At 65.9% G+C, this 17,657-nt stretch carries 15 protein-coding genes; 4 read left to right on the top strand and 11 right to left on the bottom strand.

From position 1 onward, the window contains the following. Window positions 1–110: 110 nt before the first annotated feature. Window positions 111–2,153: a pseudouridine synthase gene (locus ACVWZM_RS11080; protein WP_456853162.1), complete on the top strand. Its 2,043-nt coding sequence runs from the start codon at window positions 111–113 to the stop codon at window positions 2,151–2,153. A gap of 6 nt (window positions 2,154–2,159) precedes the next feature. Beyond that, on the top strand, window positions 2,160–2,714 hold the full coding sequence (gene rsmD / locus ACVWZM_RS11075; RefSeq protein ID WP_076825565.1) for a 16S rRNA (guanine(966)-N(2))-methyltransferase RsmD: 555 nt from the start codon (window positions 2,160–2,162) through the stop codon (window positions 2,712–2,714). Between the two features lie 135 nt (window positions 2,715–2,849). Here the strand turns inward: rsmD and mutL are convergent, their stop codons facing one another. Then, entirely contained in the window at window positions 2,850–4,670 is a 1,821-nt protein-coding gene (gene mutL / locus ACVWZM_RS11070; RefSeq protein WP_456853160.1) for a DNA mismatch repair endonuclease MutL, read from the bottom strand. Window positions 4,671–4,902: 232 nt separating this feature from the next. On the opposite strand from mutL, the gene ACVWZM_RS11065 reads away from it, so the two are divergent. After that, window positions 4,903–5,223: a ribbon-helix-helix domain-containing protein gene (locus tag ACVWZM_RS11065; RefSeq protein WP_456853158.1), complete on the top strand. Its 321-nt coding sequence runs from the start codon at window positions 4,903–4,905 to the stop codon at window positions 5,221–5,223. Between the two features lie 307 nt (window positions 5,224–5,530). Here ACVWZM_RS11065 and ACVWZM_RS11060 read toward each other — a convergent pair whose 3' ends face one another. From ACVWZM_RS11060 to ACVWZM_RS11045, 4 genes are read right to left on the bottom strand one after another with little or no spacing between them, the layout of a single operon-like run. After that, the gene (locus ACVWZM_RS11060; RefSeq protein WP_253604242.1) at window positions 5,531–7,099 is read right to left on the bottom strand and encodes a GMC family oxidoreductase; all 1,569 of its coding nucleotides are present in this window, start codon (window positions 7,097–7,099) and stop codon (window positions 5,531–5,533) included. A gap of 17 nt (window positions 7,100–7,116) precedes the next feature. Further along, window positions 7,117–7,665 (bottom strand): twin-arginine translocation pathway signal, encoded by a 549-nt coding sequence (locus ACVWZM_RS11055; RefSeq protein ID WP_057016636.1) that lies wholly within the window; start codon window positions 7,663–7,665, stop codon window positions 7,117–7,119. A 53-nt stretch (window positions 7,666–7,718) separates the two neighbouring features. Next, window positions 7,719–8,114 (bottom strand): VOC family protein, encoded by a 396-nt coding sequence (locus tag ACVWZM_RS11050; protein WP_057016635.1) that lies wholly within the window; start codon window positions 8,112–8,114, stop codon window positions 7,719–7,721. After that, a complete protein-coding gene (locus ACVWZM_RS11045) occupies window positions 8,115–8,435 on the bottom strand; it encodes a c-type cytochrome (protein ID WP_057016662.1) in 321 nt (106 codons plus the stop codon). A gap of 390 nt (window positions 8,436–8,825) precedes the next feature. Here ACVWZM_RS11045 and ACVWZM_RS11040 point away from each other — a divergent pair, with 390 nt between their 5' ends. Then, window positions 8,826–9,125 (top strand): hypothetical protein, encoded by a 300-nt coding sequence (locus ACVWZM_RS11040; RefSeq protein ID WP_057016634.1) that lies wholly within the window; start codon window positions 8,826–8,828, stop codon window positions 9,123–9,125. Window positions 9,126–9,389: 264 nt separating this feature from the next. Here ACVWZM_RS11040 and arfB read toward each other — a convergent pair whose 3' ends face one another. The 6 genes from arfB to ileS form a co-directional block, all read right to left on the bottom strand. Beyond that, complete coding sequence (arfB, locus tag ACVWZM_RS11035) at window positions 9,390–9,809, bottom strand: alternative ribosome rescue aminoacyl-tRNA hydrolase ArfB (protein ID WP_057016633.1); 420 nt, start codon at window positions 9,807–9,809, stop codon at window positions 9,390–9,392. Window positions 9,810–10,000: 191 nt separating this feature from the next. Next, window positions 10,001–11,365, bottom strand: coding sequence for a M16 family metallopeptidase (locus ACVWZM_RS11030; RefSeq protein WP_168856563.1), 1,365 nt, complete (start codon window positions 11,363–11,365; stop codon window positions 10,001–10,003). Further along, on the bottom strand, window positions 11,362–12,753 hold the full coding sequence (locus ACVWZM_RS11025; protein WP_194295318.1) for a M16 family metallopeptidase: 1,392 nt from the start codon (window positions 12,751–12,753) through the stop codon (window positions 11,362–11,364). The genes ACVWZM_RS11030 and ACVWZM_RS11025 overlap by 4 nt, the downstream gene beginning before the upstream one ends. Before the next feature lie 151 nt (window positions 12,754–12,904). Beyond that, complete coding sequence (locus ACVWZM_RS11020; RefSeq protein ID WP_456853156.1) at window positions 12,905–13,636, bottom strand: hypothetical protein; 732 nt, start codon at window positions 13,634–13,636, stop codon at window positions 12,905–12,907. Window positions 13,637–13,737: 101 nt separating this feature from the next. After that, a complete protein-coding gene (lspA, locus tag ACVWZM_RS11015; protein WP_092089066.1) occupies window positions 13,738–14,259 on the bottom strand; it encodes a signal peptidase II in 522 nt (173 codons plus the stop codon). Continuing rightward, window positions 14,232–17,246, bottom strand: coding sequence for an isoleucine--tRNA ligase (ileS, locus tag ACVWZM_RS11010; RefSeq protein ID WP_456853154.1), 3,015 nt, complete (start codon window positions 17,244–17,246; stop codon window positions 14,232–14,234). The genes lspA and ileS overlap by 28 nt, the downstream gene beginning before the upstream one ends. Window positions 17,247–17,657 lie beyond the last annotated feature (411 nt).

Here is a 17,657-nt window from a genome sequence, read left to right as displayed (position 1 = left end):
AGCGTCGCCTTCAGCAGAAGTGGATGCCGGTTTTGCGCCAGTCGCGCCCAGATGGCGCGCGTATCGCCGGTTGCCCTGCGCCCCAATTGAACCTCCAGGCGAGAACATTCATGCCCCGCGACAGCGACAAAAACAACGATTCCCCGCGCGGCCGGCGGGACCGGGGGGCGCCCGGGAAGGGGCGGCCCAGTGGTTCCCGCGGATCGGACAAGCCGTTCGGCAAGCGCAGCTTCGGCGGCAAAGGTGGTGATCGCGACAAGCGCTCGTTCGGCGACAAGGGCGAGGGCCGCTCGTTCCGCCGCCGTGAGGACGGCGATGCGCCGCGCCGCGATTACGGCGACCGGCCGCGCTTCAAGCGCGACGACCGAGGCGGCGAGGGGGGCGGAAAGCGCCCGTTCAAGCCGCGCGGCGAGCGCCGCGACTTTGATGCGGGCGATCGTCCGCAGCGCGGTGGCGCGCGTTCGGAGGGCCGGTCGTCCGACCGCAAGTTCGGTGAAAAGCGGTCCTATGGCGATCGCGAGAAGCGCCCCTACACGCCGCGTGGCGACCGCGACGGCGAGAAGCGGAGCTTTGCGCCGCGCGGCGATCGCGCCGAGCGCAAATTCGACGACAGGAAGTTTTCGCGCGGCGATCGTGACAAGCGCTCGTTCGGGGACAAGGGCGAAGGCCGCCCGTTCCGTCGCCGCGAGGATGGCGACGCACCGCGCCGCGATTTCGGCGATCGGCCGCGCTTCAAGCGCGACCGCGACTTCGAGGGCCGCGACCGCGGCGACGAGAAGCCCTGGCAAAAGCGGGATCGCAAACCGCGCGACGACCGCGGCGGCGACGAGCGCCCGCGCTTTTCGCGTTCGCGCGACGATCGCGGTGGCGGCGAACGTCCGCGGTTCTCGAAGTCACGCGACGACCGCGAGCAGGGTGATCGTCCGAAGTTCGGCCGGCCGCGCTGGGATCGTCATGATGAAGATGGTGGCCGCGACAATCGCCGGCGTGAGCGGCCCGAAGGCCGCACCGACTGGCAGGAGCACCCGCGCAGCGAGGGTCGCTTCTCCGACCGGCCGCGCCGCGACAATGAGGACGACAGCAGGATCTTTGCGAAGCGCCCGGCCTTCGGCGGCCGCGGTGCCTATCGCGAACGCGCCACCGACGACCGGCGCGAGCGTCCCGAGCCGAAGCCGAAGAAGACAGGTGAACGCATCGCCAAGGTATTGGCGCGCGCCGGTCTTGCCTCGCGCCGCGATGCCGAGGAGATCGTCACGCAAGGGCGCGTCACCGTCAACGGACGCGTGATCAACTCGCCGGCGCTCGATATCACCGACAACGATGTCGTGGCGGTCGACGGCAAGCCGTTGCCGCCGCGCGAGCGGACGCGGCTGTTCATGTATCACAAGCCGCGTGGGCTGATGACGACGCATGCCGATCCCGAGGGGCGGCCGACCGTGTTCGACAATCTGCCCGAGGGCCTGCCGCGGCTGATCTCGATCGGCCGGCTCGATTTCAACACCGAAGGCCTGTTGCTGCTGACCAACGACGGCGGCCTGGCACGGACGCTGGAGCATCCCGACACCGGATGGCTGCGCCGTTACCGCGTGCGCGCGCATGGCGAGGTGACGCAGGGCCAGCTCGACCAGCTCAAGGGCGGCGTCGAGGTCGACGGCGTCAAATACGGGCCGATCGACGCGACATTGGAACGCGACCAGAGCGCCAATGTGTGGGTGGTGTTCGCGATCCGCGAAGGCAAGAACCGCGAGGTGCGCAACGTGATGGCGCATCTCGGGCTCGAGGTGAACCGCCTGATCCGGATCTCCTACGGCCCGTTCCAGCTCGGCGAGCTCGAGGAGGGCAAGGTCGAGGAGGTCAAGACGCGGGTGCTGCGCGAGCAGCTCGGCGAGAAGATCGCCAAGATCGCGGGTGCCGACTTCACGCGGCCGGAGCAGCGTGACGCAGCCGACGGCGACGATGCGCCGGCCAGGAAGCCGAAGCCCAGCAAGCGCGAAACCATCAACGATCGCAAGGGCCGCCGCGTGCTGGTGCAGCGCACCGGCAGCGAGGAAGCGCGTGCCCGCAATGAAGACGAGGCCAACGGCTACGGCCCGCCGCGCCGTCCCAAGCGCGGCTATCACGGCAAGCGCGATCTCAAGCCGCGGGACGAGTAACGGTCGATGCGCGTCGTCGGGGGCAGGCTGAAGGGCCGCAATCTCGCTTCGCCTGCGGGCCGCGAGATTCGTCCGACCGCGGACCGCCTGCGCGAGTCCGTGTTCAACATTCTGATCCACGCCTACGACAATCCGGTTGAGGACGCGCGCGTGCTCGATCTGTTTGCCGGCACCGGCGCGCTCGGCATCGAGGCCGTCTCGCGCGGCGCCAGGTTCACGCTGTTCGTCGACAATGGCGCCGAGGCGCGCGCGCTGCTGCGCAACAATGTCGAGTCGCTCGGCCTCGGCGGCACGACCAAGGTCTATCGCCGCGATGCCACCGATCTTGGACCGGCGCATCCGGTCGAGCCGTTCTCGCTGGTGTTTCTCGATCCGCCCTATGGCAAGGGGCTGGCCGACAAGGCGCTCGCCTCGCTGCGCGACGGCGGCTGGCTGACGCCGGGCGCGCTGCTCGTGGTGGAAGAGGCAAAGGCCGCGGCGTTCGCGGCACCCGAGGGCTTCGAGGAGCTCGAGCGGCGCGCCTATGACGACACGGAGTTCGTGTTTCTTCGCAAGGCGTAATGTTGCCGCTTGTTGTGCTGTCATCACCCGCGCATGCGGGTGATCCAGTGCGCCGCGGCTTCTCGATTGATCACGATCGCCGCGGCGTACTGGATCGCCCGGTCAAGCCGGGCGATGACACCGGAGTATGCGGTCTTATCTTCGCCCGAACAGCTTCTCGATATCGCTCAGCTTCAATTCGACATAGGTCGGGCGGCCGTGGTTGCACTGGCCGGAGTTCGGCGTGTCTTCCATCTCGCGGAGCAGTGCGTTCATCTCTTCCGGCTTGAGGCGGCGGCCGGCGCGGACCGAGCCGTGGCAGGCCATGGTGGCGGCGACGTGCATCAGCCGGCGCTCCAGCGGCAGCGCCTCGTCCCACTCGGCCATGTGCTCGGCAAGGTCGCGCAAGAGACCGGCCGCATTGGCCTTGCCGAGCAGCGAGGGCGTTTCGCGCACGGCGACCGCGCCGGGGCCGAAGGATTCGATCGCGAGCCCGAACGATGCCAATTCCTCGGTGCGATCGAGCATCTTCTCGACAGTCGCCTCATCGAGCTCGACGATCTCGGGGATCAAGAGGATCTGCCGCTGCACGCCGTTCTTCGCCAGCGAGGCCTTCAGCTTCTCATAGACGATGCGCTCATGCGCCGCGTGCTGGTCGACCACGATGAGGCCGTCGCGGGTCTGCGAGACGATGTAGGTCTCGTGGATCTGGGTGCGCGCGGCGCCGAGCGGCCGGTCGAGCAGGTCGGGCGCGGGCGCGGCCTCGAAGCGCACGTCGGCGGTCGGCATGCCGACGTCGAAGGCGGCCTGTCCGGGCTCGGCGAAGGCGGGCGCCGCCGCGCCCTCGAACGCGCGCATCGGACCAGCCGGATAGGACGGCGAGCCGCGCCAGTCCCAATTGCCCGGACGCGGCGGCGTGGTGAAGGCGGGGCGGAAGGCCGAGAGCGCGGCGCCGTCGGCGGTATTGGCCGCGGTGCGCCTGCCTTCGCGTGCGAGGCCTTCCTTCAGGGCGTGCACGATCAGCGCGCGGACCAGGCCGGCATTGCGGAAGCGCACCTCGGTCTTGGCCGGATGCACATTGGCATCGACGCCCTCGGGGTCGCAGGTCACGAACAGCGCCACGACGGGATGGCGGTCGCGTGGCAGATAGTCGGAATAGGCCGCGCGCACGGCGCCGAGGATCAGCTTGTCGCGCACCGGGCGGCCGTTGACGAACAGATATTGCCCGAGCGCATTGGCGCGGGTCAGCGACGGCGCGGCGGCAAAGCCTTCGACCACGACGCCCTCGCGCTCGGCGCGCACCTCGATCGCGTTGGCACGAAAATCCGCACCCAGGATGTCGCCGAGCCGGGTCAGCCGGCCGGCCGCGCCGGGCAGCGCTGCGGCCCAGGTGACCGGCGCGCGGTCTTCGCCGGCCAGCGTGAAGGCGATGTCCGGGCGCGCCATGCCGAGGCGGCGCACCACCTCGCGGATCGCCTCCGCCTCGGTGCGGTCGGTCTTGAGGAATTTCAGCCGCGCCGGCGTTGCGTAGAAGAGTTCGTTGACCTCGACGCGGGTGCCCTGGCCGAGCGCGGCCGGCATGACCTCCGACTTCTCGCCGCCTTCGACCGACAGCGACCAGGCATGCGGCTCGCTGGCATGACGCGTCGTGATGCCGAGCTTTGCGACCGCCCCGATCGAGGGCAGCGCCTCGCCGCGGAAGCCGAGCGTGCGGATGCGCAGCAGGTCTTCGTCGTCGAGCTTGGAGGTGGCGTGACGGTCGACCGCAAGCGCGAGGTCGGCGCGGGTCATGCCGCCGCCATCGTCGGTGATGCCGATCCGGCGCCGCCCGCCGCCATCGGTGAAAACGTCGATCCGGCTGGCGCCGGCGTCGATCGCGTTCTCGACCAGTTCCTTGACCACGCTCGCGGGGCGTTCGACCACTTCGCCGGCGGCGATGCGGTTGACGAGCTGTTCGGGAAGCTGGCGGACAGGCATGGATTGGACGTTCGGAGCGCGATTCGAGACTGGCCGCTACTATAAATCGCCGCGCCGGCAAATGCATGGGACCGATCTGGCGGCCGCAAGCAGGTTGGGGATGATTCCGGCCTATCGCCTTGAAGACGCTTGGCTTCGGCGGCCGGCGCGTCACGCCCTACGTCCCGATTGTGGGGCCGCGCGCACAGGTATATCGTTTAGAAAAATTATAAGTTCTCGCCGGAGGAACGCCATGTGCCATCTTTTCGCGCATCAGCCGCAACGCGACTATGAATCGCAGACCCGATCGTTGCGGATCGACGGCCATTGCACCTCGATCCGGCTGGAAATGTCGTTCTGGGACACGCTGGAGGAGATCGCGGCCAAGGAAGGCATGACGCTGGCCAAGTTCCTCACCACCCTGCACAACGAGGTGCTCGATCATCACGGCGAGGTGAACAATTTCGCCTCGCTGCTGCGCTGCTCCTGCCTGATCTACCGCGCCAAGGCCAACGCGCCGGCGGTGGTCCCGGACTATCGCGGGACGACGGCGATCATGGATGCGGCGGAATAGATTTCGCACCGGTCCATCACGCAAAGAAGAAAGCGGCCCTGTCCAGTTGGGCAAGGCCGCTTCAGTGAGAGGGGAATTGTATTTTCTTGCTAAAGCGCAGTGGCGACCACGACGGCGCTGCGCTCCCTCGCCCCGTTCTTACGGGGAGAGGGTTGGGGTGAGGGGCCGTCTCCGCGTATCCGGTGACAGCTGCGTTTGCGGAGGCTCCCCCTCACCCGGAACGCATCTAACGATGCGCTCCGACCTCTCCCCGCACGCGGGGCGAGGTGAGGCGGAATCCGCGACTCGGTTCGAATGGTCGTCTGGTCTAGATCTCCTTGCGCTGCATCGCGCCGGCGATGTGGTCGGCCTGGCGGATCGCCAGCGACACGATCGTCAGCGTCGGGTTGCACGCTGCGCCTGACGTGAACTGGCTGCCGTCGGAAACGAACAGGTTCTTGATGTCGTGGGTCTGGCCGAACTTGTTGACCACGCCGTCGCGCGGCTTCTCGCTCATCCGGTTGGTGCCCATGTTGTGGGTCGAGGGATAGGGCGGCGTCGGATAGGTGACGGTGGCACCGACCGCCTCATAGACCGCGGAGCCCTGCTTGTAGGCATGGTCGCGCATCGCGACGTCGTTCGGATGATCGTCGAAATGCACGCTGGCGACCGGCATGCCGAACTTGTCCTTGATCTTCGGATCCAGCGTGATGCGGTTGGTCTCCTGCGGCATGTCCTCGCCGACCAGCCACATGCCGGCCATCCGCGGATAGCCCTCGATCGCGCTGGTGAAGCTGCGTCCCCAGGCGCCGGGATTGAGGAACGCGGCCATGAAGGGCAGGCCGAGCGACAGCGTCTCCATCTCGTAGCCGCCGACGAAGCCGCGCTTCGGATCGTTCTTGGCCTCGTCGCGGATGATGCCGGCCATCGTGGTGCCGCGATACATGTGCACCGATTTCTCGAAGCTCGCATACACGCTGCCGGTCATATGCCGCATGTAGTTGCGGCCGACCTGGCCGGATGAATTGGCGAGCCCGTCCGGGAACATGCTGGACGCGCTGTTGAGCAAGAGCCGCGGGCTCTCGATCGAGTTGCCGGCGACCGCGACGACGCGGGCCTTCTGGCGCTGCATCGCGCCCGTCGCATCGGCGTAGACCACGCCGGTGACCTTGCCGGACTGGTCGTGCTCGATCTTGATCACCATGCTGCCGGGGCGCACTTCGAGATTGCCGGTGGCTTCGCCCTTCGGGATCTCGGTGTAGAGCGTCGACCATTTGGCGCCCGACTTGCAGCCCTGGAAGCAGAAGCCGATCTGCTGGCAGGAGCCGCGGCCGTCGCGCGGCTCGCTGTTGATCGCCATCCGCCCGGTGTGCACCTCCTTGTAGCCGAGCTTCTTCGCGCCGGCTTCCATCACCTTGAAGTTATTGTTGCCGGGCAGCCCTGGGATGCCGTTGGTGCGGGTGACGCCCATCTTGTCCTCGGCCTTGGCGTACCACGGCTCCATCTCGGCGAGCGTGATCGGCCAGTCGATCAGGTTGGCGCCGGGAATGGTGCCATAGGCCGACTTGATCTTGAACTCGTGCTCGTCGAACCGCAGTGACGCACCGGCCCAGTGCGTGGTCGAGCCGCCGACCGCCTTCACGATCCAGGCCGGAAGGCCCGGAAAGTCCTGGTGGACGCGCCAGCTGCCCGAGGTCGAACGCGCGTCGGACCAGGCGAGCTGGGTGAAGCTGTCCCATTCATCGTTGATGAAGTCCTGGTTCTCGATGCGCGGGCCGGCCTCCAGGATCACGACCTTGACGCCCTTCTGCGCCAGCTCATTGCCGAGCGTTCCGCCGCCGGCACCGGAGCCGACGATCACCACAACGCCGCTGTCATTCAGATCGAATTTTGCCATTGTTTCCTCCCGACCCGTTAGACCTTCGGCAGCCAGTCGATATCGGCGAAGCCGCGCTTGATGTAGCCGCCATGCTCGGCCGAGGAGCCCTCGTAGCCGAACCGCGGCCACACCTCCTTGTTGTTGTAGATGGAGACGATGAGGTCGCCGCGGATCTTCTGGAAGAAGGCGCTCGGTTCGATCTGTTGCAGCAGCGCGACGCGATCGTTTTCCCAGGCGACCTCGACATAAGGCATCTTGTGGCGGTCGTTGGCCGCCTGATCGAGCCTCGTGACGCCGTCATTGATCAGCGACTTGACCGCCGGATCCTTCGCGGCCTTCTCGTCATACGGCTTGACCGCTGCTATGTAGTAGCTGTCGCCGAGGAAATCGTGCGGATAGATGTCGCGCGCCATCTTGAGCAGCGTCTTCATCGTGGCCGGCGTCAGCGTCGTGGCGCCTTCGGCCCACGCATCGGTGATGCCGAGCCCCGTCGAGGTCGCAATCGCGACTGCGGGTGCGGTCACGGCCGCGCCTTTGAGAAAGACACGCCGGTCATATTTGCTGCGTCGATCGATTTCTCTCATGGGTTCCTCCGTCAATTTTTATTTGTGCAATTGCCTTGTTGTCTGAGCATGCTCTAGCCGAAGCGCCCGCCGCGCTGGATCACCTCGATCTTGTAGCCGTCGGGATCGGAGACGAAGAAGAAGCGCGCCAGCGTCTTGCCGTCGTGCTTGAAGTCGCGCAGCGGCCCGGGCGACAGTTTCTCCTTTTCGAAGCGCGCGTGCTCGGCATCGACGTCATCGACGATGACGGCGAGATGGCCGTAGCCGTCGCCGAGCGTGTAGGGCTCCTTGCGATCGAAGTTGACCGTGAGCTCGACCTCGAACGGCGAGGAGGGATGGCGCAGATAGATCAGCGCGAAATCGGGAAATCTCAGGTTGTCCGCGATCTCCAGGCCAAACGCGCGCTGGTAGAAGTCGAGCGCTTTTCCTTCGTCGAACACGCGGATCATCGAATGCACGGGTTTCGCCATTCAGTTCAGCTCCTTCAGATAGGCGATGATCATGGCGCGGGTTTCCGGCTTGGCCTGCCGGTAGGCCATCACGGCGCCGGGGATCACCTCCTGCGGATTGGTCAGCCAGGCGTCGAGCCTGGCGTCGTCCCAGACGAAGTCGGCCTTGCTGAAGCCCGCGGAATATTTGAAGCCGTCGGCCTTGCCGGCGTGACGGCCGACGACCTTGTAGAGCGACGGTCCCTGCCGGACGGCATCCGACATGTTTGACGTGTGGCAGGTCGCGCATTGCTGCTTGAACAGCGTCGCCCCATCGGGCGGCCTGGCGGCGGGCAGGGGCATCTGCGCAGCCGTCATTTGCACTGCAAGCATTGCGCTGCAAAATCCCAGCCCCAACGACCACCTTGCGCGCAGCTTTGTCATCTACATCACCGCCTCTGTGCGGTGACTGTAGGAGGCTGAAATCCGCCGTTGGTAGTAGCGGGCTGTTTCACAGCAGAACAAAGCTGGGCGGTGATCTGGCGCGGAACCGGTGGTTGCCGCATATGCGGACGACAATTTCGCAAAATGACCGCGAAATCCCTGCACGATCACCACACGACGCAGCTTGCATCTCGCGTGCGCCGTTTGCGGAAAATGCAGTCTTGCGCGATGGGGTTCAGGGTCGGCGCTGCAAACGGCGCACCACCTGCGCCGCTCCTCCATCGTCAATTAAAGTCCCAGGAGAAATGGATGACGTTTGCAAAAACCAGCGTGCTCGCCCTTGCCATCTCGGCCGCGATGGCCGGCCCCGTCCTGGCACAGGGAACGACTGCACCGGATACCCGCGGCGGTGCGCAGGGCAGAGGTACCATGCAGCAGGGCGGCGGCATGTCCGGCAGCGGCGATGAGGAAATGACGGCGCAACCTGGCGCGACGACGCAGAAGAGCGGCGCCGCCGCCAAGTCGGGCAGCAAGGGAACGGTCGGCAGCGGACGCACGGCACCGAAGTCGGGCGGTTCCGAGATGGCGCCCGCAACCAAGAAGTACTGAAGCACGAGAGCCTTCGAGGTTCTGATCAATCGGAACCAAGGCTCAAGCTTCTTGTTCTGACGCGTTCCTTCGCGCGAACCGACATCCGCTTCGCGCGAGAACGCTTCTGGTTACGCTGACCGGATCCCGGATGCAGTGCCGCGCGCGCTGCGTCCGGCGTTCCCTGGAGCATGATCCGGAAAAGTGGAAACCGGTTTTCCGAAAAGATCATGCTCAAACAAGGAGATGAGATCATGATGCGATTCCGTGGAAACGCATTATGATCTAATCGTCGAAACGGCGGGCGCCGCGCCCCGCCTTGATGTCGCTGCGGCGCTTCTTGCCCTCGAGCCGGCGCTGCTTGGAGCCGAGCGTCGGCTTGGTCGGCCGCCGCGGTGTCGGCCGCATCATCGCCTCCCTCAACATCTCGAGCAGCCGCTCGATCGCATCGGCGCGATTGCGTTCCTGGGTGCGAAAGCGGAAGGCGTGGATCACGATCACGCCTTCCTTGGTCATGCGGCTGCCGGCGAGCCGCGCCAGCCGCTGCGCGGCGTCTGCCGGCAATGCAATCTTGTTGGTGTCGAAGCGAAGCTGCGCTGCGGTCGAGACCTTGTTGACATTCTGTCCGCCCGGGCCGGAGGCGCGGACAAAGACGATCTCAATGTCGTTCTCATCGATCGTAAGGTCGCGGGACACCCGCAGCATGACATCACCCGTGGAGGGAAGAATCGGCAGGCCGCAGGATAGCGGGTTTGGATCTGCTTGGGTGGTGTTGATGCAGTGGTTGTTACGTCGGCGTCCGAGTGCGCGGCTCCCCCTTCTCCCCCTTGCGGGGGTCCGAGGCGAGCGAAGCTCGCTCTCGGGGTTGGAGAGGGAAGGTGGCCCGCCGAAACGCGTCAGTTCGCCTTCGGCGGCGCCGACACCGGCTGCGCCGCGGCTTGCGGGGCGCGGCCGACGATTGCGGTGAGTAGGCCGTTGCCCCAGAGCTTTTTGGCGACCCGCTTGGCATCGTCGAGCGTCACCGCGTCGACGATGGCGTTGCGCTTCTCGATGTAATCGATCGGCAGCTTGTCGAGCTGGTATTGCAGCATCGCCTGCGCGAGCTTGGAGGAGGTGTCGAGCGCCAGCATCTGCGAGCCCTTCAGGTAGGACTTCGCCTCGTCGAGCTCCTTCTGCGTCGGACCTTCCTCGGCGATGCGGCGCACTTCCGCTTCGATCGCATCGACGGTCTCGCCGGCGCGATCGGCGCGGGTGCCGGTGTTGCCGATGAACAGCGAGGAGTGATCCATCCAGACCAGCGCTTCATAGATCGAGTAGGCCAGCCCGCGCTTCTCGCGCACTTCCTTGTAGAGCCGCGACGACAATCCGCCGCCGCCGAGAATGTGGTTCACCACATAGGCCGCCATGAAGTCCGGGTCATGCCTGGCAATGCCGGGGCCGCCGAAGGTGACGACGGTCTGCGGCACGTCGAGCGGGACGAAGGCGCGCTGCGGCGGCCTGGTCGCCACGACGTCGGGGACGGGCGTCAATTCGGCTTTCGCCGGGAGGCCACCAAAGGTCTTGTCCAGCAGCTTGCCGAGCGTATCGGGATCGACGTCGCCAACCACGGCAACGCGCAGCGTATCCTTGGCGATGATGCGGCGGGTATAGTCCTTGAGATCCGGGATCTGGATGGTCGGCACGCTGTCGAGCGTGCCGGTGGCCGTCCTGGCATAGGGATGATCGCCGAATGCGAGCTCGAGGAACTTGCGGCCGGCGAGCGAGGACGGATTGGTCGATTCGCGGCGCAGATTGGCGATCACCTGGGCGCGGATCCGTTCGACGTCCTTCGGCTCGAAGTGCGGCGAGGTCAGCGCCATCCGCAACAGGTCGTAGGCTTCGTCCTTGTTGTCCTTGAGCATGCGCAGCGAGCCGCGGAACTGATCGCGGTTCGACTGGAAACTGAGCTCGATGGCGCGGCGCTCGAGCCGCTCGTGATAGGTCTTGGAATCGAGATCGCCGGAACCCTCGTCGAGCAGGTCGGCGACCAGATTGCCGACGCCGGGCTTGCCGGGCGGATCCTGGCTGGCGCCGCCGCTGAAGGAATATTCCATTGCGATCAACGGCACGGTCGCGTCCTGCACGAACCACGCCTCGATGCCGCCCGGCGACACCAGCCGCTGGATCTTGGCCGCGGCCTGCGAGGGCGCCGACGTCAGCGTCAACAGCGCGGCGCAGGCGCCGCCGATCAGCGCCGCACGACGGGTGAGGGAATAGATCACGAGCGCTTCTCCTCGCGTTTCGGCGCAGTATCCTTGATCAGATAGCCGGTCACCGACCGCTTCTTGTCGAGCCAGCTGGCGGCAGCAGTGCGCACCTGCTCGGCAGTGACGGCGCGAATGCGATCCGGCCAGCTGCGGATATCCTCGATGCTGAGCCCGGTGGTCAGCGCGCCGCCATACCAGCGTGCCAGTGTCGCCTGGTTATCCTGGGCGTAGATCGCCTCCGCGATGAGCTGGGTCTTGACCCGTTCGAGATCCTCGGCGCGCGCCGGGTTCTGCGCGAGGTCGGCGATCACCTTGTCGATCGCGTCCTCGATCTGCGCGAACTCGACGCCGGGTTTCGGCGTCACCGAGATCGAGAATTGCGACGGATCGAGCGAGGTGCCCTGGTAGCCGGCGCCGGCCGAGATCGCGAGGCCCTTGTCGATCACCAGCGAGCGATAGAGATAGGAATTGGCGCCGCCGCCCATCAACTGCGCGAGCACATCGAGCGCCTGGCTCTCGCCCGCTGCCGCCGTCGTCGCCGACGGCACCAGGTAATAGCGGCGCAGGCTCGGCTGCTCGACGCGCGGATCCGACAGCGTCACGGTGCGCGGCGCGGCCGGTGTCGGCTCCTGCGGCCTGACCCGCTTCTCGGGGATCGCATGCTGCGCCGGGATCGGGCCGAAGTTCTTCTCGACCAGCGGGCGGATATCCTTGACGTCGACGTCGCCGGCGATGACCAGGATGGCGTTGTTCGGCGCGTAGAAGCGCCGGTAGAAGGCGAGCGCATCCTCGCGGTCGAGCTTCTCGATCTCCTGATGCCAGCCGATCACCGGCCGGCCATAGGGATGGTTGAGATAAAGCGCGGCCATGATCTGCTCGGTCAGCCTTGCATCCGGGTTGTTGGCAACCCGCATGTTGAACTCCTCCAGCACGACATCGCGCTCCGGCAGCACGTTCTCGTCCTTGAGGATCAGGCCGGTCATGCGGTCGGCCTCGAACTCCATCATGGTGGGCAGCTGCTCGCGCGGCACGCGCTGGAAGTAGCCGGTGTAGTCGACCGAGGTGAAGGCGTTCTCATTGCCGCCGACGCGCAGCACGGTCTGCGAGAACTCGCCCGCCGGATGCTTGGCGGTGCCCTTGAACATCAGATGCTCGAGGAAATGCGCGAGGCCCGATTTGCCGGGCGTCTCGTCGGCCGAGCCGACCTTGTACCAGATCATCTGCGTGACCACGGGCGTGCGGTGGTCGGGGATCACCACGACCTGCAGGCCGTTGTCGAGCGTGAAACTGGCGGGGCGTTCCGAGGTGACGGTGGTCTGGGCGCGGAGGCTGGCACCCGGCAGCGGGATGGTGGAAACGAATGCGGCAGCGAACAGGGCGATCGATCGGCGAGAGCGCATCATGGTCCTTATGAAAGCCCGGACACCGGCCGGGGCGCGAAAGCAAGCCATCGTACACGGTCGTTCCCGTGCCGATGGTCACGAAGCGGAGAGACACCCGCCTCCCCGCATTAAGCTTTGCTCATGTCAGCCTTCGCCCGCGGAGGCCAGGCGATCACTGCACCGGTTTTCCGCTCATGACGTCGTACTGGCCTTCTTTCGCCATCGGCGCCTGCGGGCCGGTGCCGTAGGCATAGCCTGCGGACGGCGTCTGGTAGCCCGGTGGCGGCTCGGTCAGGGAGTCGCGCGTCGGCTCACCCTTGAACGGTTTGGACTCGCTGCTGTTTCCCTTGAACATGCCGAGCAGGCCGCCGGTGTAACCGAGCTGGCTCGGCATCAGCGACGGATTGGTGCTCACGCCCGGCTCCAGCGGCTCCTTGCGGCCGTCGGTGGCCGTCTGCTGCTTGCGGCCCGCCTCGATCTCGGCCGGCGTCAACGCTACCGCTGACTGCCAGGGCTCCTTCTTGACTTCCTTCTTGCGCGCCGCGATCGCAGCCTTGCGCGCCGCGATATCAGGGTCCTTCGGCCAGTTCGGCGCGTTGACCTGGGCGGTGGGCGCCGGCGGGGGCAAATCCAGCTTCGGCGGCACCACCAGCGGCGAGCGCTCGCGGTAGTCGATGCCCTTGCTGGCCGCACTCTTGGCGCCGAGCCCGGTCATCAGATTGTCGACGATCCGCTCTTCGAAGGTCAGGCCGTCGTCGCCGTCATCTTCATCGTCGCCGGCGCGCACCGGGCCGGCCGTCATGACAAGGCCGATCCCGGCTGCGACGAACGCCAGGCGCAGGCCGCGCATCAGCGACAGCCGGGACGTCTCGATCAGGTAACCGCGGGCTTTGGTGTTGCGCATTGCGCCATTCCCATCTCAAAATTCGCCAAAGCGATCACTGGCTTAGGCACAGTTCCGCTTGATACAGGTGTGGGCCGCTGACCGGCTCGTATCGGCCGGGATCAGGGCGCTTTTACGGCGGGGGTCCCCACCACGGAATCATACAATAGGGCTGCCACGCCAGCAACGATGGCTACGTCGGCGAGGTTGAAGATGTACCAATTAAAGGTTTTTCCCCCGATCTCGGCATGAAGCAGGGCAAAATCGACCACCGCGCCATAGGCGAAGCGGTCGATGCCGTTCCCGATAGCACCGCCGATGATCAGGCCGAGCGACACCGTCGCGAGCCAGGTCCGCGACCGCGCCATCCAGATCGCCAGCGCGATCACGGCCGCGGCCTTGATCACCATCAGCAGGATCTGGGCCGCCGGGGTCTCGCTCTGGAACCAGCCGAAACTGATCCCTGGATTCCAGGCGAGCACCAGGTCGAAGAACGGCGTCACCCGCACCGGGGCGTGATGCACGATGTCGAGGACGTGGAGCAGCCAGAGCTTGGAGGCCTGGTCGGCGATCAGGGTGATCACCGCCGCAAGCACACCGGCGCGCACGGGCGAGCTCAAGCCGTGACCTCCAGCGCCTTCCATTCGCGCAGCGCTTGCGCGTCGCGCGGCGAGACGTCGGGATATTCGCCGTCCTCGCCCACCGTCGGCAGGATCTTCCACGAACGGGCGCATTTGGTGCCGACCGCCTTCTCGACCACGACCGCAACGCCAGGCACGGCGTCGAGGCGGAAGGCGTTCGCCGGCGCCTCGCCCTCGCGCACCTCGTAGTTCGAGGTGATGCAGACTTCGGCGAGATCGATGTCGAACAACGTGGCCAGCATCTGTCTGTCAGCGACGTAGATCACCGGCGATGCCTCGAGCGAGGAGCCGATTCGCTTGGCGGCCCGTTCGAGCTCGAGCGCGCCGGTGACGACGCGGCGGATGTCGCGGATCGTCTCCCACTTCGCGGCAAGCGCGTCGTCGCGGAATTGTTCGAGACCTTCGGGGAACAACGTGAGATGCACCGAAGGCTCGGCGTTCGGCCGATACATCCGCCAGGCTTCGTCGGTGGTGAAGCTCAGGATCGGCGCCAGCCATTTCAGGATCGCGTCGCAGAGCAGATCGATCGTGGTCAGCGCCGCCTTGCGCGCCACCGAGGACGGCGGATCGCAATACAGCGTGTCCTTGCGGATGTCGAAGTAGAACGCCGACAGCTCGGAGTTCATGAAGGCCGCGAGGCTTGCGACCACGGTCTTGTAGTCGAAGTCGGCATAGGCCTTGCGGATGGTCTCGGTGTGGCCGGCGAGCTCGTGCAGCATCAGCCGCTCGAGTTCGGGCATCTCGGCAAAGGCGACCTTCTCGCTCGGCTTGAAATGATGCAGCGTGCCGAGCATCCAGCGGATCGAGTTGCGCAGCTTGCGGTAGGTCTCGATGGTGTTCTTGAGGATCTCCGGGCCGATGCGCTGGTCGTCGGCATAGTCGGTCGCGCAGACCCACAGGCGCAGGATGTCCGCGCCGGAATCCTTGATCACCTTCTGCGGCTCGACGGTGTTGCCGAGCGACTTCGACATCTTGCGGCCGTTCTCGTCGAGCGTGAAGCCGTGGGTCAGCACGATGTCATAAGGCGCGCGGCCGCGCGTGCCGGCGCTTTCCAGCAGCGACGAGTGGAACCAGCCGCGATGCTGGTCGCTGCCTTCGAGATACATCACGGTGTCGTTGCCGCCATCGACCTTGCGGACGATGTTGCCGAGCTGCGGGAAGTTCTGGCGGTCTTCCAGCACGAAGGCGTGCGTGGAGCCGGAATCGAACCAGACGTCGCAGATGTCGTCGACCTTCTTCCAGTTCTCGGACGCGCGGCTGCCAAGGAAGCGCTCGCGGGCGCCGTCCATGTACCAGGCGTCGGCGCCTTCCTCCATGAACGCCTCGGTGATGCGCTGGTTGACGACCTCGTCCTGCAGGATCTCGGCCGAGCCGTCGCTGTTCTCCCTCACGAACACGGCGATCGGCACGCCCCAGGCGCGCTGCCGCGAGATCACCCAGTCGGGACGGTTGGCGATCATGCCGTTGATGCGGTTCTCGCCGGCCGGCGGCACCCATTGCGTGACCGAGATCGCGTGCAGCGCGCGGGCGCGCAGCGTGTCGCCCTTCCTGGCGTGGCCGTTCTCGGCGATGTCCTTGTCCATCGCGATGAACCATTGCGGCGTGTTGCGGAAGATCACCGGCTTCTTGGAGCGCCAGGAGTGCGGATACTGGTGCTTGAGGCGGCCGCGCGCGAGCAGCCTGCCGGCCTCGATCAGCGCCTTGATCACGGCCTCGTTGGCATCGCCCTTCTCGCCCTTGTCGTTGAGCACGCGTTTGCCGGTGAAGCCCGGAGCCTGCGCGGTGTAGGCGCCGTTCTCGTCGACCGTATACGGGATCGCCGTCGGGATGCCGCGCGCATCGAGCTCGCGGGTGTTGGCCGTCCAGACGTCGAAGTCCTCGCGGCCGTGGCTCGGCGCGGTGTGCACGAAGCCGGTGCCGGTGTCGTCGGTGACATGCTCGCCGGCCAGCAGCGGCACGATGAATTCGTAGCCGCCACCGAAGCCGCGCAGCGGATGGGCGCATTCCACGGCGTCCAGCGTGTCGCCGGGAATATCGCGGACCTTCTCATAGGACGTGACGCGGGCCTGCTTGAACACCTCGGCGGCAAGCGCGTCGGCCAGGATCAGGAGATCGCCGGTCTTGGCCCAATTGTCCGCCGGCGCATCCGTCACCTTGTAGAGGCCATAGGCGATCTTCGGCGAAAACGAGATGGCGCGGTTGCCGGGCAGCGTCCACGGCGTGGTGGTCCAGATCACGACCGAGGCATTGGCCAGCGCGCCATGCGCCGGCGAGGTGACCGGGAATTTCACCCACACCATGTCGGAGGTGTAGTCCTCGTATTCGACCTCGGCTTCGGCAAGCGCGGTCTTCTCGACCACGCTCCACATCACCGGCTTCGAGCCGCGATAGAGCGTGCCGTTGGCCGCGAACTTCATCAGCTCGCGGGCGATCTGCGCCTCCGCCGGATAGCTCATCGTCTGGTAGGGATGATCCCAGTCGCCGATGATGCCGAGCCGCTTGAACTCCTCGCGCTGCACGTTGATCCAGTGCGTCGCATAGGCACGGCATTCCTTGCGGAACGCGACCATCGCCGCCGAGTCGCGGAAGTCGGGCTTCTGCTTGCCCTTGGAGCGGTAGTTCTCCTCCTCGATCTTCCATTCGATCGGCAGGCCGTGGCAGTCCCAGCCCGGCACGTAGTTGGAGTCGAAGCCGAGCATCTGCTGGCTCTTGGTCACGACGTCCTTGAGGATCTTGTTCAGCGCGTGCCCGATATGGATGTTGCCGTTGGCGTAGGGCGGGCCGTCATGCAGCACGAATTTGGCGCGGCCCTCGGCTTCCCGGCGGAGCTTGGTGTAGAGGCCGATATCGTTCCAGTATTTCAGGATTTCCGGCTCGCGCTGGGGCAGGCCGGCGCGCATCGGGAATTCCGTCTGCGGCAGGTAAAGGGTCTTGGAATAGTCCCTAACGTCAGTCTTTTGGGCGTCGGTCTTTTGCGGCTTGTCGGACATGAAAGCTCTGATTTGGCAGGTGCGGGCGCGGATACGCGATCAATCGCGGGTGAAACGGCGAAGTCCCGGTCTTGCGCCGAGCCTTCAGGCTCAGGCGGAAGCCGGGCCGCTAATCCGTATGATGCGCCGCGAAAACATGGGGTTTCCATAGCAGCCGGACGGGGAAATCGCAAAGCCCCGGGTGCTTGGGGTCAGTTTGATTGTGGCGAGGCTCCCCGCTGGTATGTTGAGTGTCGGCATCGCATATTAGGGCATGCAGACTGGTGAAACCTGTGAGATCAAGGCGTTCGGGAAGTGGGAGGTAATCGACCTTTCCCAAGCTCTGAAAATGCCCCGGGATCGGGTCTTGCGCTGCCGTGAATGCCAAGGCCGTGTCCGTGCGCGTGCAGCAGGAAGTGACGGCCAGGTTGC

Source organism: Bradyrhizobium sp. USDA 4501 (assembly GCF_054062115.1).
Note: the sequence above shows the minus strand (reverse complement) of the source record. Positions and strands in the feature narration are given on the sequence as shown.

What these genes read in the sequence shown, in the direction of transcription:
- ACVWZM_RS11045 (WP_057016662.1), bottom strand. Translation starts at nt 8,435, where the DNA reads ATGCCCCTGCCCGCCGCCAGGCCGCCCGATGGGGCGACGCTGTTCAAG.
- ACVWZM_RS11050 (WP_057016635.1), bottom strand. Translation starts at nt 8,114, where the DNA reads ATGGCGAAACCCGTGCATTCGATGATCCGCGTGTTCGACGAAGGAAAA.
- ACVWZM_RS11060 (WP_253604242.1), bottom strand. Translation starts at nt 7,099, where the DNA reads ATGGCAAAATTCGATCTGAATGACAGCGGCGTTGTGGTGATCGTCGGC.
- rsmD (WP_076825565.1), top strand. Translation starts at nt 2,160, where the DNA reads ATGCGCGTCGTCGGGGGCAGGCTGAAGGGCCGCAATCTCGCTTCGCCT.
- mutL (WP_456853160.1), bottom strand. Translation starts at nt 4,670, where the DNA reads ATGCCTGTCCGCCAGCTTCCCGAACAGCTCGTCAACCGCATCGCCGCC.
- ACVWZM_RS11055 (WP_057016636.1), bottom strand. Translation starts at nt 7,665, where the DNA reads ATGAGAGAAATCGATCGACGCAGCAAATATGACCGGCGTGTCTTTCTC.
- ACVWZM_RS11040 (WP_057016634.1), top strand. Translation starts at nt 8,826, where the DNA reads ATGACGTTTGCAAAAACCAGCGTGCTCGCCCTTGCCATCTCGGCCGCG.
- ileS (WP_456853154.1), bottom strand. Translation starts at nt 17,246, where the DNA reads ATGTCCGACAAGCCGCAAAAGACCGACGCCCAAAAGACTGACGTTAGG.
- lspA (WP_092089066.1), bottom strand. Translation starts at nt 14,259, where the DNA reads ATGGAAGGCGCTGGAGGTCACGGCTTGAGCTCGCCCGTGCGCGCCGGT.
- ACVWZM_RS11020 (WP_456853156.1), bottom strand. Translation starts at nt 13,636, where the DNA reads ATGCGCAACACCAAAGCCCGCGGTTACCTGATCGAGACGTCCCGGCTG.
- ACVWZM_RS11080 (WP_456853162.1), top strand. Translation starts at nt 111, where the DNA reads ATGCCCCGCGACAGCGACAAAAACAACGATTCCCCGCGCGGCCGGCGG.
- arfB (WP_057016633.1), bottom strand. Translation starts at nt 9,809, where the DNA reads ATGCTGCGGGTGTCCCGCGACCTTACGATCGATGAGAACGACATTGAG.
- ACVWZM_RS11065 (WP_456853158.1), top strand. Translation starts at nt 4,903, where the DNA reads ATGTGCCATCTTTTCGCGCATCAGCCGCAACGCGACTATGAATCGCAG.
- ACVWZM_RS11025 (WP_194295318.1), bottom strand. Translation starts at nt 12,753, where the DNA reads ATGATGCGCTCTCGCCGATCGATCGCCCTGTTCGCTGCCGCATTCGTT.